The 16,459-nt window shown below is 69.9% G+C and carries 16 protein-coding genes and 1 pseudogene; 12 read left to right on the top strand and 5 right to left on the bottom strand.

What is annotated here, in order from left to right; translation table 11 throughout:
- The first annotated feature begins 7 nt into the window (after window positions 1–7).
- The 6 genes from AC2EBS_RS16760 (at window position 8) to AC2EBS_RS16735 (ending at window position 6,253) form a co-directional block, all read left to right on the top strand.
- Entirely contained in the window at window positions 8–1,396 is a 1,389-nt protein-coding gene (locus AC2EBS_RS16760; RefSeq protein WP_484729585.1) for a YfcC family protein, read from the top strand.
- A 13-nt stretch (window positions 1,397–1,409) separates the two neighbouring features.
- Window positions 1,410–2,402: a GlxA family transcriptional regulator gene (locus AC2EBS_RS16755; protein WP_484729584.1), complete on the top strand. Its 993-nt coding sequence runs from the start codon at window positions 1,410–1,412 to the stop codon at window positions 2,400–2,402.
- A complete protein-coding gene (locus tag AC2EBS_RS16750; protein ID WP_484729583.1) occupies window positions 2,399–3,433 on the top strand; it encodes an arginine N-succinyltransferase in 1,035 nt (344 codons plus the stop codon). The genes AC2EBS_RS16755 and AC2EBS_RS16750 overlap by 4 nt, the downstream gene beginning before the upstream one ends.
- Window positions 3,430–4,083 carry an arginine N-succinyltransferase gene (locus AC2EBS_RS16745; RefSeq protein WP_484729582.1) on the top strand — a complete coding sequence of 218 codons (654 nt, stop codon included), beginning with the start codon at window positions 3,430–3,432 and terminating at the stop codon, window positions 4,081–4,083. The genes AC2EBS_RS16750 and AC2EBS_RS16745 overlap by 4 nt, the downstream gene beginning before the upstream one ends.
- An 88-nt stretch (window positions 4,084–4,171) precedes the next feature.
- Entirely contained in the window at window positions 4,172–5,233 is a 1,062-nt protein-coding gene (locus tag AC2EBS_RS16740) for an ornithine cyclodeaminase (protein ID WP_484729581.1), read from the top strand.
- Between the two features lie 132 nt (window positions 5,234–5,365).
- On the top strand, window positions 5,366–6,253 hold the full coding sequence (locus tag AC2EBS_RS16735) for a fumarylacetoacetate hydrolase family protein (RefSeq protein WP_484729580.1): 888 nt from the start codon (window positions 5,366–5,368) through the stop codon (window positions 6,251–6,253).
- A gap of 13 nt (window positions 6,254–6,266) precedes the next feature.
- Here the strand turns inward: AC2EBS_RS16735 and AC2EBS_RS16730 are convergent, their stop codons facing one another.
- Window positions 6,267–7,454 carry an acetate/propionate family kinase gene (locus AC2EBS_RS16730; RefSeq protein WP_484729579.1) on the bottom strand — a complete coding sequence of 396 codons (1,188 nt, stop codon included), beginning with the start codon at window positions 7,452–7,454 and terminating at the stop codon, window positions 6,267–6,269.
- Window positions 7,451–8,389, bottom strand: a pseudogene (locus tag AC2EBS_RS16725) (bifunctional enoyl-CoA hydratase/phosphate acetyltransferase); the annotation flags it as partial. The gene AC2EBS_RS16730 and the pseudogene AC2EBS_RS16725, both read right to left, overlap by 4 nt.
- Window positions 8,390–8,595: 206 nt before the next feature.
- On the opposite strand from AC2EBS_RS16725, the gene AC2EBS_RS16720 reads away from it, so the two are divergent.
- The 6 genes from AC2EBS_RS16720 to AC2EBS_RS16695 all read left to right on the top strand — a co-directional run bounded on the left by AC2EBS_RS16720 (window position 8,596) and on the right by AC2EBS_RS16695 (window position 14,197).
- On the top strand, window positions 8,596–9,096 hold the full coding sequence (locus tag AC2EBS_RS16720) for a thioesterase family protein (RefSeq protein ID WP_484729578.1): 501 nt from the start codon (window positions 8,596–8,598) through the stop codon (window positions 9,094–9,096).
- Window positions 9,097–9,107: 11 nt separating this feature from the next.
- Entirely contained in the window at window positions 9,108–9,593 is a 486-nt protein-coding gene (locus AC2EBS_RS16715) for a protein-tyrosine phosphatase family protein (RefSeq protein WP_484729577.1), read from the top strand.
- Window positions 9,590–10,234: a pseudouridine synthase gene (locus AC2EBS_RS16710; RefSeq protein ID WP_484729576.1), complete on the top strand. Its 645-nt coding sequence runs from the start codon at window positions 9,590–9,592 to the stop codon at window positions 10,232–10,234. Before AC2EBS_RS16715 ends, AC2EBS_RS16710 begins: the two co-directional genes overlap by 4 nt.
- 37 nt (window positions 10,235–10,271) lie before the next feature.
- Window positions 10,272–11,039 carry an SDR family NAD(P)-dependent oxidoreductase gene (locus tag AC2EBS_RS16705; RefSeq protein ID WP_484729575.1) on the top strand — a complete coding sequence of 256 codons (768 nt, stop codon included), beginning with the start codon at window positions 10,272–10,274 and terminating at the stop codon, window positions 11,037–11,039.
- Between the two features lie 85 nt (window positions 11,040–11,124).
- The gene (locus AC2EBS_RS16700) at window positions 11,125–12,039 is read left to right on the top strand and encodes a Tim44 domain-containing protein (protein WP_484729574.1); all 915 of its coding nucleotides are present in this window, start codon (window positions 11,125–11,127) and stop codon (window positions 12,037–12,039) included.
- Window positions 12,040–12,154: 115 nt separating this feature from the next.
- Window positions 12,155–14,197, top strand: a complete 2,043-nt coding sequence (locus tag AC2EBS_RS16695; RefSeq protein WP_484729573.1) for a S9 family peptidase — start codon at window positions 12,155–12,157, stop codon at window positions 14,195–14,197.
- Between the two features lie 17 nt (window positions 14,198–14,214).
- Here the strand turns inward: AC2EBS_RS16695 and AC2EBS_RS16690 are convergent, their stop codons facing one another.
- From AC2EBS_RS16690 to rplS, 3 genes are all read right to left on the bottom strand, one after another.
- The gene (locus tag AC2EBS_RS16690) at window positions 14,215–15,204 is read right to left on the bottom strand and encodes a CobD/CbiB family protein (protein WP_484729572.1); all 990 of its coding nucleotides are present in this window, start codon (window positions 15,202–15,204) and stop codon (window positions 14,215–14,217) included.
- A 41-nt stretch (window positions 15,205–15,245) separates the two neighbouring features.
- Window positions 15,246–15,944, bottom strand: coding sequence for a CoA pyrophosphatase (locus tag AC2EBS_RS16685; RefSeq protein WP_484729571.1), 699 nt, complete (start codon window positions 15,942–15,944; stop codon window positions 15,246–15,248).
- Window positions 15,945–16,063: 119 nt separating this feature from the next.
- Window positions 16,064–16,417, bottom strand: coding sequence for a 50S ribosomal protein L19 (gene rplS / locus AC2EBS_RS16680; RefSeq protein ID WP_088481338.1), 354 nt, complete (start codon window positions 16,415–16,417; stop codon window positions 16,064–16,066).
- Window positions 16,418–16,459: the final 42 nt, after the last annotated feature.

Raw genomic sequence — 16,459 nt, 5'->3', positions numbered from 1 at the left:
TCTTCCGATGAAGCTGCGTCTGCCCAATACCTTCGTCCTGCTGGTCGCCCTGCTGGTGATCATCGCCATCTCCACCTGGCTGCTGCCGGGCGGTCGTTTCGACACCGTGCTGGTCAATGGCAAGCCGCAGATCGTGCCGGGCACCTTCCATGCGGTGGAAGCAAGGCCGCAGGGCCTGGCCGCGCTGCTGACCTCGCCGATCAAGGGCTTCGTCGAGGCGGGGCTGATCATCGGCTTCGTGCTGATCGTCGGCGGCGCCTTCGCGGTGCTGCAGAAGACCGAGGCCATCGATGCGGCGATCAAGACCGTGGCCCGTGCCCACCACCGCTCGCCGCTGGTACGCGTGCTGATGATCCCGGTCTTCGTCACGCTGTTCTCGCTGGGCGGCGCGACCTTCGGCATGGCCGAGGAGGCGATTCCCTTCGTGCTGATCTTCATCCCGCTGGCGCTGGCGCTGCGGCTGGACACGCTGACCGGCGTGGCCATTCCCTTCGTCGGCTCGCAGGTCGGCTTCGCCACCGCCTTCCTGAATCCTTTCAACGTCGGCGTGGCCCAGGGCATCGCCGGCCTGCCGATGTTCTCCGGCCTGGGCTACCGCGCGCTGTGCTGGGCGGTGTTCACCGCGCTGACCATCGCCTTCCTGCAGTGGTGGGCGGTGCGCATCCGCCGCCGGCCCGAACTCAGCCCCACCTACGAGATGGACCAGCAGCGTCGCGCCACGCTGGATCTGGCCAGCTTCGAGAACTTCGCCGGCATGAGCGGCCGCCATCGCCTGGTGCTGGCGATCTTCGCCGGCTCGCTGCTGGTGATGATCGGCGGCGTGGTGCGCTTCGGCTGGTACATCGAGGAGATCTCGGCGCTGTTCCTGGTCATGGCCATCACCGTGGGCATCGTGGCGCGGCTCTCGGCCGACGAGTTCATGGCCGCCTTCCTGCACGGCGCACGCGATCTGGTCGGCACCGCACTCGTGATCGCGCTGGCCAAGGCCACGGTGATCCTGTTGCGCGATGGCCAGATCATCGACACCCTGCTCAACGCGCTGGCACCGCTGGTGGCCTCGGAGAACCCGATCTTCGCCGCGCACAAGATGTTCGTCATCCAGTCGGTGATCAACTTCTTCATCCACTCCGGCACCGGCCAGGCCGCGCTGACCATGCCCATCATGGCGCCGCTGGCGGATCTGGTCGGCCTGACCCGCCAGACCGCGGTGCTGGCCTTCCAGTTCGGCGAGCTCACCACGTCCATCATCCCGACCTCGGGCATCACCGTCGGCGTGCTGGCGCTGGCCGGCCTGCCCTTCGGCACCTGGGTGCGCTGGATGCTGCCGCTGCAGGGCCTGTACCTGGTGTTCGCGCTGCTGTTGCTGGCCGTGCCTGCGCTGTCGGGCTGGCACTGAGTAGAGTTCGAGCATGAGCGCAGCAGTTCATCGCATCGGCCTGTTGCTCGAGCCCGGCTTCCCGCTGCTGGCTCTGGGCGCACTCGCCGATGTGCTGGCCCGGGCCAACACGCTGCAGGCGGCGGTGCGCTACGAAGCGGCGACGCTGTCCGCTCAGGGCGGGCCGGTGGCCTCGTCGGCAGAGCTGCCGGTCGACACGGTGGAAACCGGCGCGGCCGACGCCTGGCAGGCGGTGTTCGTGCTGGCGGCGCTGCCGGGCGAGCCCGACGCCGGGCTGCTCGACTGGCTGCGGCAGCAGGCCCTGCGCGGCACCGTGCTGGGCGGCATCGGCGCCGGCGCGGCCTGGCTGGCCGCCGCCGGGCTGCTGGACGGCCAGCGCGCCTGTGCCGACTGGTTCTTGCTCGACAGCCTGGCCGAGGACCATCCGCAGGTGGCCTGGTCGCAAGGGCTGTGGGAGCTCAGCGCCGACGGCCGGCTGCTCAGCTGCCCCGGCGGAGCGGCGGTGCTGGACCTGGCCTGTGCCTGGCTGGCGGCCCTGCATGGCGAGCGCTTCGGCGAAGAGCTGCTGGAGGAGCTCGGCCTGAAGGCGCTGCGCAGCCGCGACGAGCGTCAGCGCGCCAGCCTGAGCGAACAGCGCGGCGCGGGCAGTCCCAAGCTGGCGGAGGCGCTGGCGCTGATGGAGGCCAATCTGGCCGAGCCGCTGCCCACCGAGGAGGTGGCGCGGCTGGTGGGCGTGTCGCGCCGGCAGCTCGAGCGCCTGTTCCGGCGCCACCTGCAGACCCTGCCTTCGCGCCACTACCTGGAGCTGCGCCTGGCGCGCGCGCAGCGCATGCTGCAGCAAGGCTCGCAATCCATCCTGCAGGTCGGGCTGAGCTGCGGCTTCGCCTCCGGCCCGCACTTCTCGAATGCCTACAAGGCCCACTTCGGCCATACGCCGCGCGACGAGCGCAGCAAGCGCGCGCAGGCCTGGCGCGCGGCCCCCAGCCCGGGAGACATCGCGACATGAACCATCTCTTGCTCCGTCCGGTGGCCGCGGACGATCTGCCGGACCTGCTGCGCATGGCGGCGGCCAGTGCAGACGGCATCAACTCATTGCCCAACGACGAGGCCAAGCTGCGCGCGCGCATCGACGCCTCGCTGCAGGCCTTCGGCAGCCCGGACGACGCCAGCGGCGAGGAGACCTACCTCTTCGTGCTGGAGGACCGTTCCGCCGCCAGCGGCCGCGGCCGGCTGGTCGGCTGCTCGGGCATCGCCGCCAGCGCCGGCTTCTTCGACCGCTTCTACAGCTACCGCAACGAGTTCGTCGTCCATGCCAACGCCCGGCTGGGCATCACTCAGCGCATGCACACGCTGCATCTGTGCCACGACCTGACCGGCGCGACGCTGCTGACCTCCTTCTACCTGGACCCGGACTACGAGGCCGGCCCGGCGGCGCAGCTGCTGTCGCGCGCGCGGCTGCTGTTCATCCGCGCGCATGCCAAGCGCTTCTCGGAGCGCATCGCCGCGGAAAGCCCGGGGCTGACCGACGCTCAGGGCCAGAGCCCCTTCTGGGACGCGATCGGCCGGCACTTCTTCGGCCTGGACTACCCGCGGGCCGAGGCGGTGGTCGGCGGGCGCAGCAAGGCCTTCATCGCCGACCTGATGCCGCCCTCGCCGATCTATGTGGCGCTGCTGCCCGAGGCGGCGCGCTGGGCCATCGGTCAGCTGCATCCGGTGGGCGAGCTGCCCTTCTCCATCCTGCAGGACGAGGGTTTCGACACCGACAGCCATGTGGACATCTTCGACGGCGGGCCCACTGTCGAGGCGCCGCTGAGCGCGCTGCGCAGCGTGCGCCTGATGCGCGAGCTGACCGTGGGCCGGGCCGACGGCGGCGGCAGCCGGCGCTGGCACATCGTGCTGCGGCCGGCGCGTGAGGCCTTCGCGGCAGTGCTCGCGGAGATCGGCGAGGCGCCGGGGCCGGCTGCGCTGGCCGCGCTGGGCGCCCGCGAGGGCGAGCGCCTGCTGGCCACGCCGCTGCACGCCGAGGAGCTGCCATGAGCAAGGTATTGATGAACGACGAGGGCAAGGACATGCGGCTGCAGCTGCCGGATGGTTCCGCCTCGGCACGGCTGGTGCCGCGCCTGGGACTGGACCAGCCGCGCTACCACTTCCATGTCGGCCGCGTGGTGCATGCGGCCGAAGAGCTCGACATGTTCCGCATGCAGACCACGCTGCTGCTGGGCAACGACCTCACCGGTCATGCGGAGCTCGGCGAGCTGCGCTTCGCGCCGGAGCTGGGCGAGACGCAGCGGATCGTCGCGGCGCACCGCCTGCTCGAGGCGGCGCGCGAGCAGATCGCGGCGCGGCCGCAGGACTTCGGCGAGCAGCTGGTGGTCGAGCTGCCCGGCTGGCGCGACGAGCACGGCCAGTCGCCGTTCTGGCAAGCGCTGGGCGCGCACTTCTGCCCGCTGGACCCGGCGGCCACCGAGGCGGCGCTGGGGCCCGGCTGGCGCAGCCAGCTGGCCACGCTGCTGCCTCGCCAAACGCTCTATCTGGCCTTCCTGGGCGAGGCCGCTCAGCGTCATCTGGGCCAGGCGGACGCCGCGGCCCGGCCCTTGCTCAGGGCCTTGCTCGAATGCGGCTTCCAGCCCTCCAGCCATGTGCGCATCGACGACGGCGGGCCGGTGATGGCCTGGCGCGTGCCTTAGCGCCGCTGCGTCGACCCTGCCGCGCCATGCGGCTCCTTCGAACTTCAATCTTCATGGATCGCCTTCACGGCGAGAGAGACCTGACATCATGGTGGACTACATCGGTGTATCGGACATGCAGCGCCTGCTGCAGCAGGTGGGCGTCGGCCCGCTGATCGAGCGACTCGCGGCACAGATCGAGGACGACTACCGGCGCTGGGGCGAATTCGAGAAATCGGCACGCGTGGCCAGCCATTCGTCGAACGGCGTCATCGAGCTGATGCCGACCAGCGACGGCTCGCTCTACTCCTTCAAGTACGTCAACGGCCATCCGCGCAACACCGATGCCGGCCTGCTGACGGTGACCGCCTTCGGCGTGCTGGCCGACGTGGCCACCGGCTACCCGCTGCTGCTGTCGGAGCTGACGCTGTCCACTGCGCTGCGCACCGCCGCGATGTCGGCGCTGGCGGCGCGCTGGCTGGCCCGGCCGTCCAGCCGCCGCATGGCGCTGATCGGCAATGGCGCGCAGAGCGAATTCCAGGCCATCGCGTTCGCGCAGCTGCTGGGCATCGAGGAGCTGCGCCTCTACGACGTCGATCCGCTCGCCACCGCCAAGCTGGTGCAGAACCTCGCCAGCATCCCGGAGACGCGGCGCCTGCGTGTGCTGCGCGCCAGCTCCGCGCTCGAGGCCTGCCAGGGTGCGGACATCGTCACCACCGTCACCGCCGACAAGCGCCAGGCCGTGGTGCTGACGCCGGACATGATCGAGCCCGGCATGCATCTCAATGCCGTGGGCGGCGACTGCCCAGGCAAGACCGAGCTGCATCCGGACATCCTGCGCCGCGACGACGCGCTGGTGGTGGTGGAGTTCGAGCCGCAGTCGCGCATCGAGGGCGAGCTGCAGCAGATGCCGGCGGACTTCCCCGTCGTCGAGTTTGCCGACGTGGTGCGCGGCCAGGCCGGCGCACGCCCGAACGCGCAGGCGGTGACGCTGTTCGATTCGGTCGGCTTCGCGCTGGAGGACTACTCGACGCTGTGCGTGCTGCACCGGCTGCTGCGCGAGTACCCGACGCTGCGCCGCCAGATCGACCTGATTCCCGAACTGGACGACCCCAAGGACCTGTACGGCGGCGGCGTCCGCGGCCGCCGGCATCTGCGTCGCGCCGCCTGAGTGTCGGCCTTGCGGCGGCGGGCCACGCCGTGCGCGCCGGCCGGGCGATGGGCGCGCAGACCAGGCCGAGGTCGCACTCGCCTTGTGGTGGAATCCTGCGCAGGACCATCAACCGACGAGAGAGCACACCGCATGAAGCTGCTGCGCTACGGCCCCAGGGGCCAGGAGAAGCCCGGTCTGCTGGATGCGCAGGGCCGCATCCGCGACCTCTCGGGCCTGCTGGACGACATCACGCCGCGCACGCTGACGCCGGCCGCGCTGCAGGTGCTGCGCGCGATGGACAGCGCGAAGCTGCCGCTGGTGCCGGGGCAGCCGCGCCTGGGCGTGCCCTGGAGCGGCTGCGGCAAGTTCATAGGCATTGGCCTGAACTACCACGAGCATGCGCGCGAGGCCGGCATGGCCGCGCCGGCCGAGCCGGTGATGTTCACCAAATGGACCAGCTGCCTGAACGGCCCGGACGACGACATCGTCTATCCGCGCGAGGGCAGCAAGGTGGACTGGGAGGTCGAACTGGGCATCGTGATCGGCAGCCGCGCGCAGGACGTGGATGAGGACCAGGCGCTGCAGCATGTGGCCGGCTATGTGCTGGCCAACGACGTCAGCGAGCGCGCCTTCCAGATCGAACGCAGCGGCGGCCAGTGGAGCAAGGGCAAGGGCTTCGACACCTTCGGCCCGGTCGGCCCCTGGCTGGTCACCGCCGACGAGCTGGGCGATCCGCAGCAGCTGGACCTGTGGCTGGACCTCAACGGTCAGCGCTGCCAGACCGGCAACACGCGCGACATGATCTTCGGCTGCGCGCAGCTGATCAGTTATTGCAGCCGCGTGATGACGCTGGAGCCGGGCGACCTGATCATCACCGGCACGCCGCCCGGCGTGGGCATGGGCATGAAACCGCCGCGCTTCCTGCGCCCGGGCGACGAACTGCGTCTGGGCATCGCCGGGCTGGGCGAGCAGCGCCAGCGCGTGGTCGAGCAGCGCCAGCGCGTGGTCGAGCAGCGCCAGCGCGTGGTCGAGCGCTGAGCAAAGGCCGACACTAGACGCCGAGCAGCGCGAACGCCGCGCGCGCCGCCACCCGCCCTTCGTCGGTGGGCACCACCCAGATCTCGACGCAGCTGTCGTTGGCATGGATAGGCGTGATCGCGTCGCCCTGCGCTGCCGCATTGGCGGCCTGGTTGAGGCGGACTCCAGCAAAGCCCAGCGCCGCCACGGCGTCGGCGCGCAGCTGCGCATCGTGCTCGCCGATGCCGCCGGTGAAGGCCAGCAGATCGACACCGCCCAACACGGCCAGCATCGCGCCCAGCTCGCGCACCAGGCGCCGGGTGAACAGCGCGATCGCTTCGGCCGCCTCGGGCCGCTCGCTGGCGCGCAGCGTGCGCATGTCGGCGCTCAGGCCCGACACGCCCTTCAGCCCCGACTGCTTGTAGAGCAGGCGCTCCAGCCGCCGGTGGTCCCAGCCCTGGGCGAGCAGGTGCAGCAGCACGCCAGGATCCAGGCTGCCGCTGCGCGTGCCCATCATCAGCCCGTCCAGCGCCGAGAAGCCCATCGAGGTGGCCACGCTCGCACCGCCCTGCATCGCGCAGACGCTCGCGCCATTGCCCAGGTGGGCCAGCACCGCGCGCCCCGATGCGGCCGGCGTGCGCTGCAGCAGCTCGTCGCGCAGGTACTGGTAGGATAGACCGTGGAATCCGTAGCGGCGCAGGCCTTGCGCCGCCAGCGTGCGGTCGATGGGCAGGCGCTGCTCGACCACAGGCAGGCCGGCATGGAAGGCGGTGTCGAAGCAGCCGATCTGCGGCACGCCGGGCAGCGCGCGGGCGAAGGCGGCGACACCGGCCAGGTTGTGTGCTTGGTGCAGCGGCGCCAGCGTGTCGAGCCGGTGCAGTTCCGCCAGCGCGGCCTCGTCGATGCGGCAGGGCGCAACGAAGCGCTCGCCGCCATGGACGATGCGGTGCGCCACGGCCACCGGCGTCTGGCCCTGCGACGTCAGCGTGGCCAGCAGGTGCGCCAGCGCCACGTCGAAGCCGCCGCGCGCATCGGAGATGCCGTCGAGCGTCTCGCATGACCTGTCGAGCTTCAGCGCCGGCATGCCGCCGGGCTCCAGGCCCTCGTAGCTGCCCGTCCACAGCGCCGCGCCCTCGCGCGGATAGAGGCCGAACTTCAGCGACGAAGAGCCGGCATTGACCGCCAGCACCAGCGGCCCGGCAACGGCGCGGGCGCCGCTCATGCGCCCGCCTTGGCGAGCAGCTCGGCTTCGCGCCGCGCCAGGAAGGCGACCATGACCACGCCCAGCGCCGCGCTACCCACGCGCGACAGCGCCGCGTCGGCGCGGCTGGTCAGCGCGATCGGCACCCGCGCACCGAGCACAATGCCGCAGCTGGCCGCGCCAGCCAGGTATTCGAGCTGCTTGGCCAGCATATTGCCGGACTCGAGATCAGGCACGATCAGGATGTCGGCCTCGCCGGCCACCGGCGAGACGATGCCCTTGATGCGTGCGGCCTCGGCCGAGATCGCGTTGTCGAAGGCCAGCGGTCCGTCGAGCACGCCGCCGCGGATCTGGCCGCGGTCTGCCATCTTGCACAGCGCCGCCGCCTCGATGGTGGAGGCCAGCTTGGGCGTGACCGTCTCCACCGCCGACAGCAGCGCCACGCGCGGCGCGGCCACTCCCAGCGCATGGGCCAGGTCGATGGCATTGCGCACGATGTCGGCCTTGGCCTCCAGATCGGGCGCGATATTGATCGCCGCATCGCTGATCAGCAGTGGCTTGGGATAGGCCGGCACCTCGAAGCGAAACACATGCGACATGCGACGCTCGGTGCGCAGCGTGCGCTCGGCCAGCACCGCGCCCATCAGCTCGTCGGTGTGCAGGCTGCCCTTCATCAGCATCGCCACCTCGCCGCGCGCGGCGAGCGCGACAGCGGCTTCGGCGGCGGCATGGCTGTGCGGCACGTCCAGCAGCGGCAAGCCGGCAATGTCCAGTCCCAGCGATGCAGCCAGCGCCTGGATGCGCCGCGCCGGCCCGATCAGGCGTGGCGCGATCAGGCCAGCCTGGGCCGATTGCAGCGCCCCCTGCAGCGAGGCTTCGTCGCAGGGATGCACCACCGCACAGGGCAGCGGCTGAGACGGTCGCGCTGCCGCGATCCAGTCCTGCAGGCGCTGCTCCGAGCTGCGCGAATCGCCACCGGCGGCTTGCGGGGTGGCCTTGATGTCGACGTCGTCTGTTCGGTTCATCGCTTCCATCTTGACTTGTTCATGCACTGCAGCGCCCCGGCCGGCGGCGTCCGGCTGACGCGGATGGGCTAAGCTCGCAGCGCCGGGCTGGCGCAAGGCCCAGGCTCCCGATTCTCCAAGCCCCGGATGGCGTCAGCATGACCAGCAACAACAAGAGCGAAAGCAGCAGCAGCATCTCCAGCATCTTCGAAGCCGAGTTCGTCAAAGGCCTGTGCGAGATCTTCGAACAGCATATCGCCTTCAACCGCGTGCTCGGTCTGCGCATCGACAGCCTGGAAGCGGAGTTGGTCAAGGCCCATATCGAGATGCGGCCGGAGCTGATCGGACATTTCGCCTACAACCGGCTGCACGGCGGCGTGATCAGCGCCACGCTGGACGCGATGGGCGGCCTGGCCGTGATGGCAGCGATCGGCGCCCGCCATCTGGATGAGGCGCCGCTGGCGCGACTGCACCGCTTCAGCAAGCTGGGCACCATCGACCTGCGGGTCGACTACCTGCGCCAGGCCACCGGCCCGCGCTTCCACGCCAGCGCCGAGGTGCTGCGTCTGGGCAGCCGCGTGGCCTCCACACGCATGAACTTCTTCGCCGACGATGGCAAGCTGCTGGCGACGGCGGCGGCGGCCTATATCGTTTCCTGATCGCCCCGGCCATGCCCTTTCGTGCCCTGCCCCTTCCCGCACCGATACGCGGCCGCATCTGGCTGCAGTCCATGCCCGGACGCTTCGAATCCTTCGGCAGCTTTCTCGACGAGGCACGGTCGCGCAGTCTGAACCTGGTGGTCTGCCTCAACCCGATGGAGGAAGTGGCCGCGCTCTCGCCGGCCTATCACAAGGCCATCGCCGAGGGCCGCCTGCCCTTCCGCTGGCAGCACCTGCCGATGCGCGACTTCGGCCTGGGCAGCGACCCTGCTGCCTTCGTCGCCACCGTCGATCAGCTCGCCCATGGCCTGAGGCTGGGCGATTCGGCGCTGCTGCACTGCGCGGCCGGCATCGGCCGCACCGGCACGCTGGCGGCCTGCCTGCTGATGCGCCTGGGGCTGGACGAGCAGGCCGCGCTGGCTGCCGTGCGTGCGGCCGGCTCCAACCCGGAATCCGCGCTGCAATCGGGCTGGATCGCGCGTTTCCGTCCGCGATGAGCGAAGCGGTCCTGGCGACGGATGCGCCGCTGCGCATCGTCCATGCCGATGAGCGCCTGCTCGTCGTCGACAAGCCGGCTGGCCTGCTGGCGGTGCCGGGTCGTGGCGCTGACAAGCAGGACTGCCTGATTCACCGCGTGCAGCGCGAGATTCCCGAGGCCTTGATCGTGCATCGCCTGGACATGGCGACCTCGGGCCTGCTGTTGCTGGCGCGCGGGCCGCTGTGGCAGCGCGAACTGAGCATCGCCTTCGCGCAGCGGCGCGTCGCCAAGCGCTACATCGCGGTGCTGGACGGCGTGCTCGCGCCGGTGGGTGCGCAGGGCGAGGTCGACCTGCCGCTGATCGCCGACTGGCCGAATCGGCCCCTGCAGAAAGTCGACCGCGAGCATGGCAAGCCGGCGCTGACGCGCTGGCAGGTGATCGCCGTCGATGAGCAAACGACGCGCGTCGCGCTAGAGCCAGTCACCGGCCGCAGCCACCAGCTGCGCGTGCACATGCGCGAGCTGGGGCATCCGATCCTGGGCGACACGCTCTACGCATCGCCGGCACAATGCGCGCGCGCCGAGCGACTGCTGCTGCATGCCTGCCGGCTGGAACTGCCCGAGCTGGGCCTGAGCGTGGAGAGCCCGCCACCTTTCTGAGCACAAGCACGACCGATTCATCCACAGAGGAACACCGATGGCCCACAAGCTCTACATCATCACCGGCGCCTCGCGCGGCATGGGCCTGGCGATGGCGCGTCAGCTGCTCGCACCGCAGCACCGCCTGCTGTGCATCTCGCGCAAGCGCAACGACACGCTGCAGGCCGAGGCCGACGCCGCCGGCTGCGCGCTGCAGCAGTGGGCCATGGACCTGGCCGAGCCGCTGCCGGTGGCCCAGGCGCTGCAGGCCTGGCTGATGCAGGAGCAGGCTGCCAACAAGATCGAGCTGGCCTGCCTGATCAACAACGCCGGCGTGATCACGCCGCCAGGGCCGGTGGACGGCGTCGGTCTGGCCGAACTGTCCAGCGCGCTGCGCGTGGGGCTGGAAGCCACCGTGCTGCTGACCGCCGCCTTCCTGCATGCCACCCGCGACGGGTCCGCCGAGCGCCGCGTGCTCAATATCTCCTCCGGCCTGGGCCGACGCGCCATGGCGGGCAGCGCGCCCTACTGCGCGGCCAAGGCCGGCATGGACAACTTCTCGCGTGCCGTGGCGCTGGACGAGCAGGCGCAACACGGCGAGCGCGGCGCACGCATCGTCTCGCTGGCGCCGGGCATCATCGATACCGATATGCAGGCGCAGCTGCGCGGCGGCGACCCGGAACGCTTCCCCGACCAGCCGCGCTTCGCCTCGTTCAAGAGCGAAGGCCAGCTCGATAGCCCTGCTGGCGCTGCGGCCAAGGTCTTGCGCTATCTTGCGCGCGAGGACTTCGGCAGCAATGTCCTGGGCGATGTGCGCGACGCTTGAGCGCGGGCAGATCGTCCTCAGATACCATGCGCCCGCGATGCCGACGCGATCCGAAGGCCTTGCATAGCACCCCAAAGGAGACACCGTGAACCGAATCCTCGTTGCCGTTCTGAGCACCGCGCTGAGCCTGGGCCTGTTTGCCGGCCATGCCGACGCCAAGAAGCTGAGCAGCGGCGGCATGCAACGCAGCATGCCCGCGCAGAAGGCGCCGAACCAGGCCCCGGCCCAGACACCCAACCAGGCGCCCACGCAGCCACCCGCCCAGGCCGCCGCGCCCGCGCAGGCGGCCGCACCCGCTGCCGCCGGGGCCGCTGCTGCCGCCGCGCCCAAGCGTTCATGGCTGGGCCCTGTGGCCGGCATCGCGGCCGGCCTGGGTCTGGCCGCCTTGGCCAGCCACCTGGGCTTCGGCGCGGAGCTCGCCAACTTCATGACCATGCTGCTGCTGGGCCTGGTGCTGATGGTGGTGATCGGCTTCGTGATGCGTCGCTTTGCTGCCCGCAAGGCAGCAGCGGCACCGCAAGGCATGCAGTTCGCTGGTGCCGGTCCGGGCACCACTCAGGCGCTGGGTAGCATGGGCACGCCCGCGCCGGTGGCCGCCCCCCGGGCAGCGGCCCCGGCCGCCACCGCGCAGGACGACGGCTTCGACACCCAGGCCTTCGAGCAGATCGCCAAGCGCGTGTTCATCCGCCTGCAGGCCGCCAACGACGCGCGCGATCAGGACGACCTGCGCCGTTTCACCACGCCCGAGATGTATGCGGTGATCCAGCAGGATCTGCTGGAGCGCCAGGGCGAGCAGCGTACCGACGTGCTGCAGCTGCAGGCCCAGGTGCTGGATCGTGCCGAGGAAGATGGCCGCCAGATCGTCAGCGTGCGCTTCAACGGCCTGATCCGCGAACAGAGCGAGGCAGCCGCCGAGCCCTTCGACGAGGTCTGGCATCTGGTTCGCCCGGCCGACGGCAGCCGCGACTGGGCCATTGCCGGCATCCAGGCCCTGGCCTGAGCTGAGGCACTGCGGAGCTTGTGCGCCTGACGCGCAAGCTCCGGGGCAGCACCGAGAGCAGGACTGCCGGGCAGGCGCCAGAATGCGCGCTTCGACAACGTCCTTGCTTCTCGCCATGTCCCAAACACAAGCGCGCCTGCTGCAGGCCGCGGCCCTGATCGCGCTGAGTGCGCTGACCGGCTGCGCCCATCTCCATCCTGGCAGCGGCAAGCCCGCCGATACCGCTGCTGCCACGGCAGCGGTGCTGACGCCCAATGCCAATCTGCTGGTACAGGGCATCCCGCCCATCCCGCTGAGCCTGGTCGAGCGCGTCGAGCGCTACACCGACTTCCGCGGTCACGGTTTCGCCGACTGGCATCCCACGCGGGCGGCGATGCTGGTCAGCCACCGCAAGGCCGGTGCCAACACCGCGCAGCTCTTCCTGGTCGAACAGGCGATGCAGGCCGGCCGTCAGCTCACCGACGGCGCCGATCCGGTCAGCCGCGCTGCCTTCGAGCCGCGCGAGGGCCGCTACATCGTCTTCGAGCGCAGCGCGGGCGGCTCGGAAGTCGGCCAGCTCTACCGCCTGCCTGTCGAAGGCGGCGACGCCGTGCTGCTCACCGACCCGAACGAGCGGCACGCGATGAACCTGTGGCTCAAGAAGAGCGGCCAGCTGGTCTACAGCTCGGTGCCGCTGGACCGCACGGCCCAGGGCGGCAGCCGCGCGCGCATCGACACCACGCTGTCGGTGATGGACCCGCAGCAGCCGCAGCAGCGGCGCCAGCTGGCCGTGCTGCCGGGCGGCGGCTGGTTCGCCGGCCGCGCCTCGCCCGACGAGCGCATGCTGGCGATGACGCAGTACATCTCGGCCAACGAGTCGCGCATCTGGACCATCGATCTGCAAAGCGGCGAACGCAAGCAGCTGCTGCCGCGCAACGACGAGGCGCAACTCAAGGCCACGCACGTGCCGGCGGCCTTCAGCCAGGACGGCAAGGCCCTGTTCGTCATCAGCGACCGCTTCAGCGAGTTCCGCGAGCTGGCCGCTCTCGATCTGGCCAGCGGCAAGCTGACACGCTTGAGCGCGCACATCCCCTGGGACATCAGTGCGGCCTCGCTGAGCGCGGACGGCAAGCGGCTGGCGGTGCAGGCCAATGTGGACGGTCGCGACGAGCTGCGACTCTTCGACACGCAGACGCTGGCCGAGCTGCCGGCGCCGGCGCTGCCGGTGGGCAATGTGGGCAGCAGCCAGTTCCACCCGGCCCAGCAGCAGCTCGCCTTCAGCATCAGCAACGCACAGGGGCCGAGCCAGCTCTACAGCCTGGACCTGGGCAGCGGCAAGGTGCAGGCATGGACCCGCGCCTACAGTCCGCCGGGGCTGGACCCGAGCCGCTTCGCCGAGCAGAAGATCGTGCGCTGGAAGAGCTTCGACGGGCTGAGCATCTCGGGGCTGCTGACGGTGCCCGACCGCCAGCGCTTCCCGGGCAAGCGCCCGGTGCTGGTGGCCATCCACGGCGGCCCGGAGGCGCAGGCGACGATGGGCTTCATGGCGCGCTACAACTACTTCATCAACGAGCTAGGCATTGCGCTGATCCAGCCCAATGTGCGCGGCTCCTCGGGCTACGGCAAGAGCTTCCTGGCGCTGGACAACGGTTTCAAGCGCGAGGATTCGGTCAAGGACATCGGCGCCCTGCTCGACTGGATCGCCACGCAGCCCGAACTCGACGCCTCGCGCGTGCTGGTGATGGGCGGCAGCTACGGCGGCTACATGACGCTGGCAGTGTCAACGCACTATGCCGAGCGCGTCGCCGGTGCGATCGACATCGTCGGCATCTCGCACTTCGTCACCTTCCTGAACAACACCGAGAGCTACCGCCGCGACCTGCGCCGCGTCGAATATGGCGACGAGCGCGACCCGGCGATGCGCGAGTTCCTGCACCGCATCTCGCCGCTGACCAACGCGCACAAGATCAAGAAGCCGCTGTTCGTCGTGCAGGGCAAGAACGATCCTCGCGTGCCCTACACCGAAGCCGAGCAGATCGTCGCCAAGGTGCGGGAGAACGGCACGCCGGTCTGGTATCTGCGCGCCGAGAACGAGGGGCACGGCTTCGCCCGCAAGGAGAACGCGGACTTCCAGTTCTACGCGACCATCCTGTTCATGCAGCAGACCCTGCTGAAGTAGGCCGGGCGCGGACGCGCTCAGCCCAGCAGGTTGGCCAGCGTCAGCAGCGCCAGCAGCAGCATCCACAGCACGACCGAGCGCCAGACCAGCCCCACCACGCTTTGCAGGTGACCCTGCTGCGGGGGCTGGCCGGCGGTCGAACCCGCGGCGCTGGTGGCATCGGCGTCACCGCCAGCCTGGAAGGTCTTGCTCCGGTCCGGCGTGATGCCGGGGGCCGCTGCACCACCGAGCTGCAGACCGAGAGCGCCGGCGGCTGCGGCCAGGATGATGCCCTCGTTAGGCTGCAGCCAGAGCCCGGCATCGCGGCGCCAGCTGTTCACCGATTCCTCGAAATTGCCGACGATGGCGAAGCCGGTGGCGGTCAGCCGCGCCGGCAGGTAATCGACCAGCCCGAACAGGTAGCGCGACAGCTGCATCAGGCGCTCGTTGGTCGGCGCGTCCAGCGTGCGACTCTTGAAGGCCCAGTAGCGCGCCGCGAACTCGGCCATGCGGTAGAGCACCGCACCGGCCGGCCCCAGGCCCAGCGTGGACAGCACGATGAACCAGAAGAACACGCCGAAGACATGGCGATGCGCCGCGAGCAGCGAGTGCTCGATGACATGGCGTATCAGCTCGGTGCGCGGCAGTTCGCTGGCATCCAGGTGGCGCCACTCCGCGAGCAGGCGGCGCGCCTCGAATTCGTCGCCGCGATCGAGGGCATCGCGGATGTCGGTGTAGTAGTGACTGAACTGGCGGAAGCCCAGCGTGAGATACAGCGCCAGCACATTGAACGCCAGCGCCAACAGCATGCTGAAGTGCTGCAGCGCTACATAGATCAGCGCCGTCAGCAGGGCCGGGCCCAACACCGTGATCACCCAGACGACCTTGGCATGGCGTGGCTGACCCGCATCGAAGTTCCGCCCTGTCCAGCGCACCCAGCTGATGATGCCCTGATGAACCAGATTGCCGTGGGGCAAGGGCTTGAGCTGCTCGATCAGCAGCGCGAACAGGACCGCGAAGAAGTTCATGGCCCGGGATGATAGCGGCCCGCCCGCAGGGCCCGGCGCGCTCAGGCCGAGAGGAAGCGGTAGAGATTGCGCAGCATCGCCGCGGTGGCGCCCCAGATGAAGTACTCGTCAGTTGGGCCGGCGTCGCTGCCCTCGCCTCGCCAGGGCATCGAGAGGAACTGCCGCTCCGCCCCACCCATACTGAAGCGATGGCGGCGGTGATGGGCCGGGTTCATCAGGAACTGCAGCGGCACCTCGAAGGCCTCGGCAACCTCGAAGTCGTCCAGCGTCAAATCGAAGCCCGGCTCGACCAGCGCCACGACGGGCGTGACGTGGAAGGCCGTCACCGTCGTGTAGATCGGCAGGCGGCCGATCACCTCCACATGACGACGAGCCAGTCCGATCTCCTCCTCGGTTTCACGCAAGGCCGTGGCTATGGCATCGGCGTCGTCGGGCTCGACACGGCCACCGGGAAAGCTGATCTGCCCGGCATGGTCGCGCAGGTGCGCTGTGCGCTTGGTCAGCAGTACCCGCGGTCCCTGATCGCGCATCACCAGCGGCACCAGCACCGCCGCCTCGGCAGGTGTGCGTTCGGCCAGGCGACCGCCATCGCCGGGAAACTCGGGCTGCCAGTCCGGCGGGGCAGCGAAGCGGTGGCGCAACGCCTGCGGCTGCAGCGCCTCGACAGGCACCGGAGCCAGGTGGTCGTCGACAGCGAGCACCGGGACTTGCTGGGGATTCGTGATCAGCGGGCGGGACATGGCCACAGCATAGGGCGGAAACGACAAAGCCGCCCGGAGGCGGCTTCGATGCGGCGAGCGAGTTGCTCGCTTTTGTCTGCGTTGTCGGCCGATGGCCAAGGCCGCAGACAAAACCTGGCTTAGGCCAGCTTCTCCTTGATGCGGGCCGACTTGCCCGAACGCTCACGCAGGTAGTACAGCTTGGCGCGACGCACATCGCCGCGGCGCTTGACCTCGATCGAGGCGATCAGCGGGCTGTACAGCTGGAAAGTGCGCTCCACGCCTTCGCCGCTGGAGATCTTGCGCACGATGAAGCTGCTGTTCAGGCCGCGGTTGCGCTTGGCGATCACCACGCCTTCATAGGCCTGCACGCGCTTGCGCGTACCTTCGACGACGTTGACGCTGACGATCACCGTGTCGCCGGGCGCGAATGCCGGGATGGTCTTGTTCAGGCGAGCAATTTCTTCTTGCTCGAGGGTTTGGATCAGGTCCACAGGTTTCTCCTAGTGATCATGACGGCGCCTTGGGCCCAGCCC

This window comes from Roseateles sp. T103, from assembly GCF_057219915.1.
The sequence above is the reverse complement of the archived record's forward strand: the minus strand, read 5'-3'. Positions and strand labels throughout refer to the sequence as shown.

Coding starts and splice junctions, on each gene's coding strand:
- AC2EBS_RS16735 (WP_484729580.1), top strand. CDS start 5,366: ATGAAGCTGCTGCGCTACGGCCCCAGGGGCCAGGAGAAGCCCGGTCTG.
- AC2EBS_RS16720 (WP_484729578.1), top strand. CDS start 8,596: ATGACCAGCAACAACAAGAGCGAAAGCAGCAGCAGCATCTCCAGCATC.
- AC2EBS_RS16740 (WP_484729581.1), top strand. CDS start 4,172: ATGGTGGACTACATCGGTGTATCGGACATGCAGCGCCTGCTGCAGCAG.
- AC2EBS_RS16695 (WP_484729573.1), top strand. CDS start 12,155: ATGTCCCAAACACAAGCGCGCCTGCTGCAGGCCGCGGCCCTGATCGCG.
- AC2EBS_RS16710 (WP_484729576.1), top strand. CDS start 9,590: ATGAGCGAAGCGGTCCTGGCGACGGATGCGCCGCTGCGCATCGTCCAT.
- AC2EBS_RS16730 (WP_484729579.1), bottom strand. CDS start 7,454: ATGAGCGGCGCCCGCGCCGTTGCCGGGCCGCTGGTGCTGGCGGTCAAT.
- AC2EBS_RS16755 (WP_484729584.1), top strand. CDS start 1,410: ATGAGCGCAGCAGTTCATCGCATCGGCCTGTTGCTCGAGCCCGGCTTC.
- AC2EBS_RS16690 (WP_484729572.1), bottom strand. CDS start 15,204: ATGAACTTCTTCGCGGTCCTGTTCGCGCTGCTGATCGAGCAGCTCAAG.
- AC2EBS_RS16745 (WP_484729582.1), top strand. CDS start 3,430: ATGAGCAAGGTATTGATGAACGACGAGGGCAAGGACATGCGGCTGCAG.
- AC2EBS_RS16705 (WP_484729575.1), top strand. CDS start 10,272: ATGGCCCACAAGCTCTACATCATCACCGGCGCCTCGCGCGGCATGGGC.
- AC2EBS_RS16715 (WP_484729577.1), top strand. CDS start 9,108: ATGCCCTTTCGTGCCCTGCCCCTTCCCGCACCGATACGCGGCCGCATC.
- AC2EBS_RS16760 (WP_484729585.1), top strand. CDS start 8: ATGAAGCTGCGTCTGCCCAATACCTTCGTCCTGCTGGTCGCCCTGCTG.
- AC2EBS_RS16750 (WP_484729583.1), top strand. CDS start 2,399: ATGAACCATCTCTTGCTCCGTCCGGTGGCCGCGGACGATCTGCCGGAC.
- AC2EBS_RS16685 (WP_484729571.1), bottom strand. CDS start 15,944: ATGTCCCGCCCGCTGATCACGAATCCCCAGCAAGTCCCGGTGCTCGCT.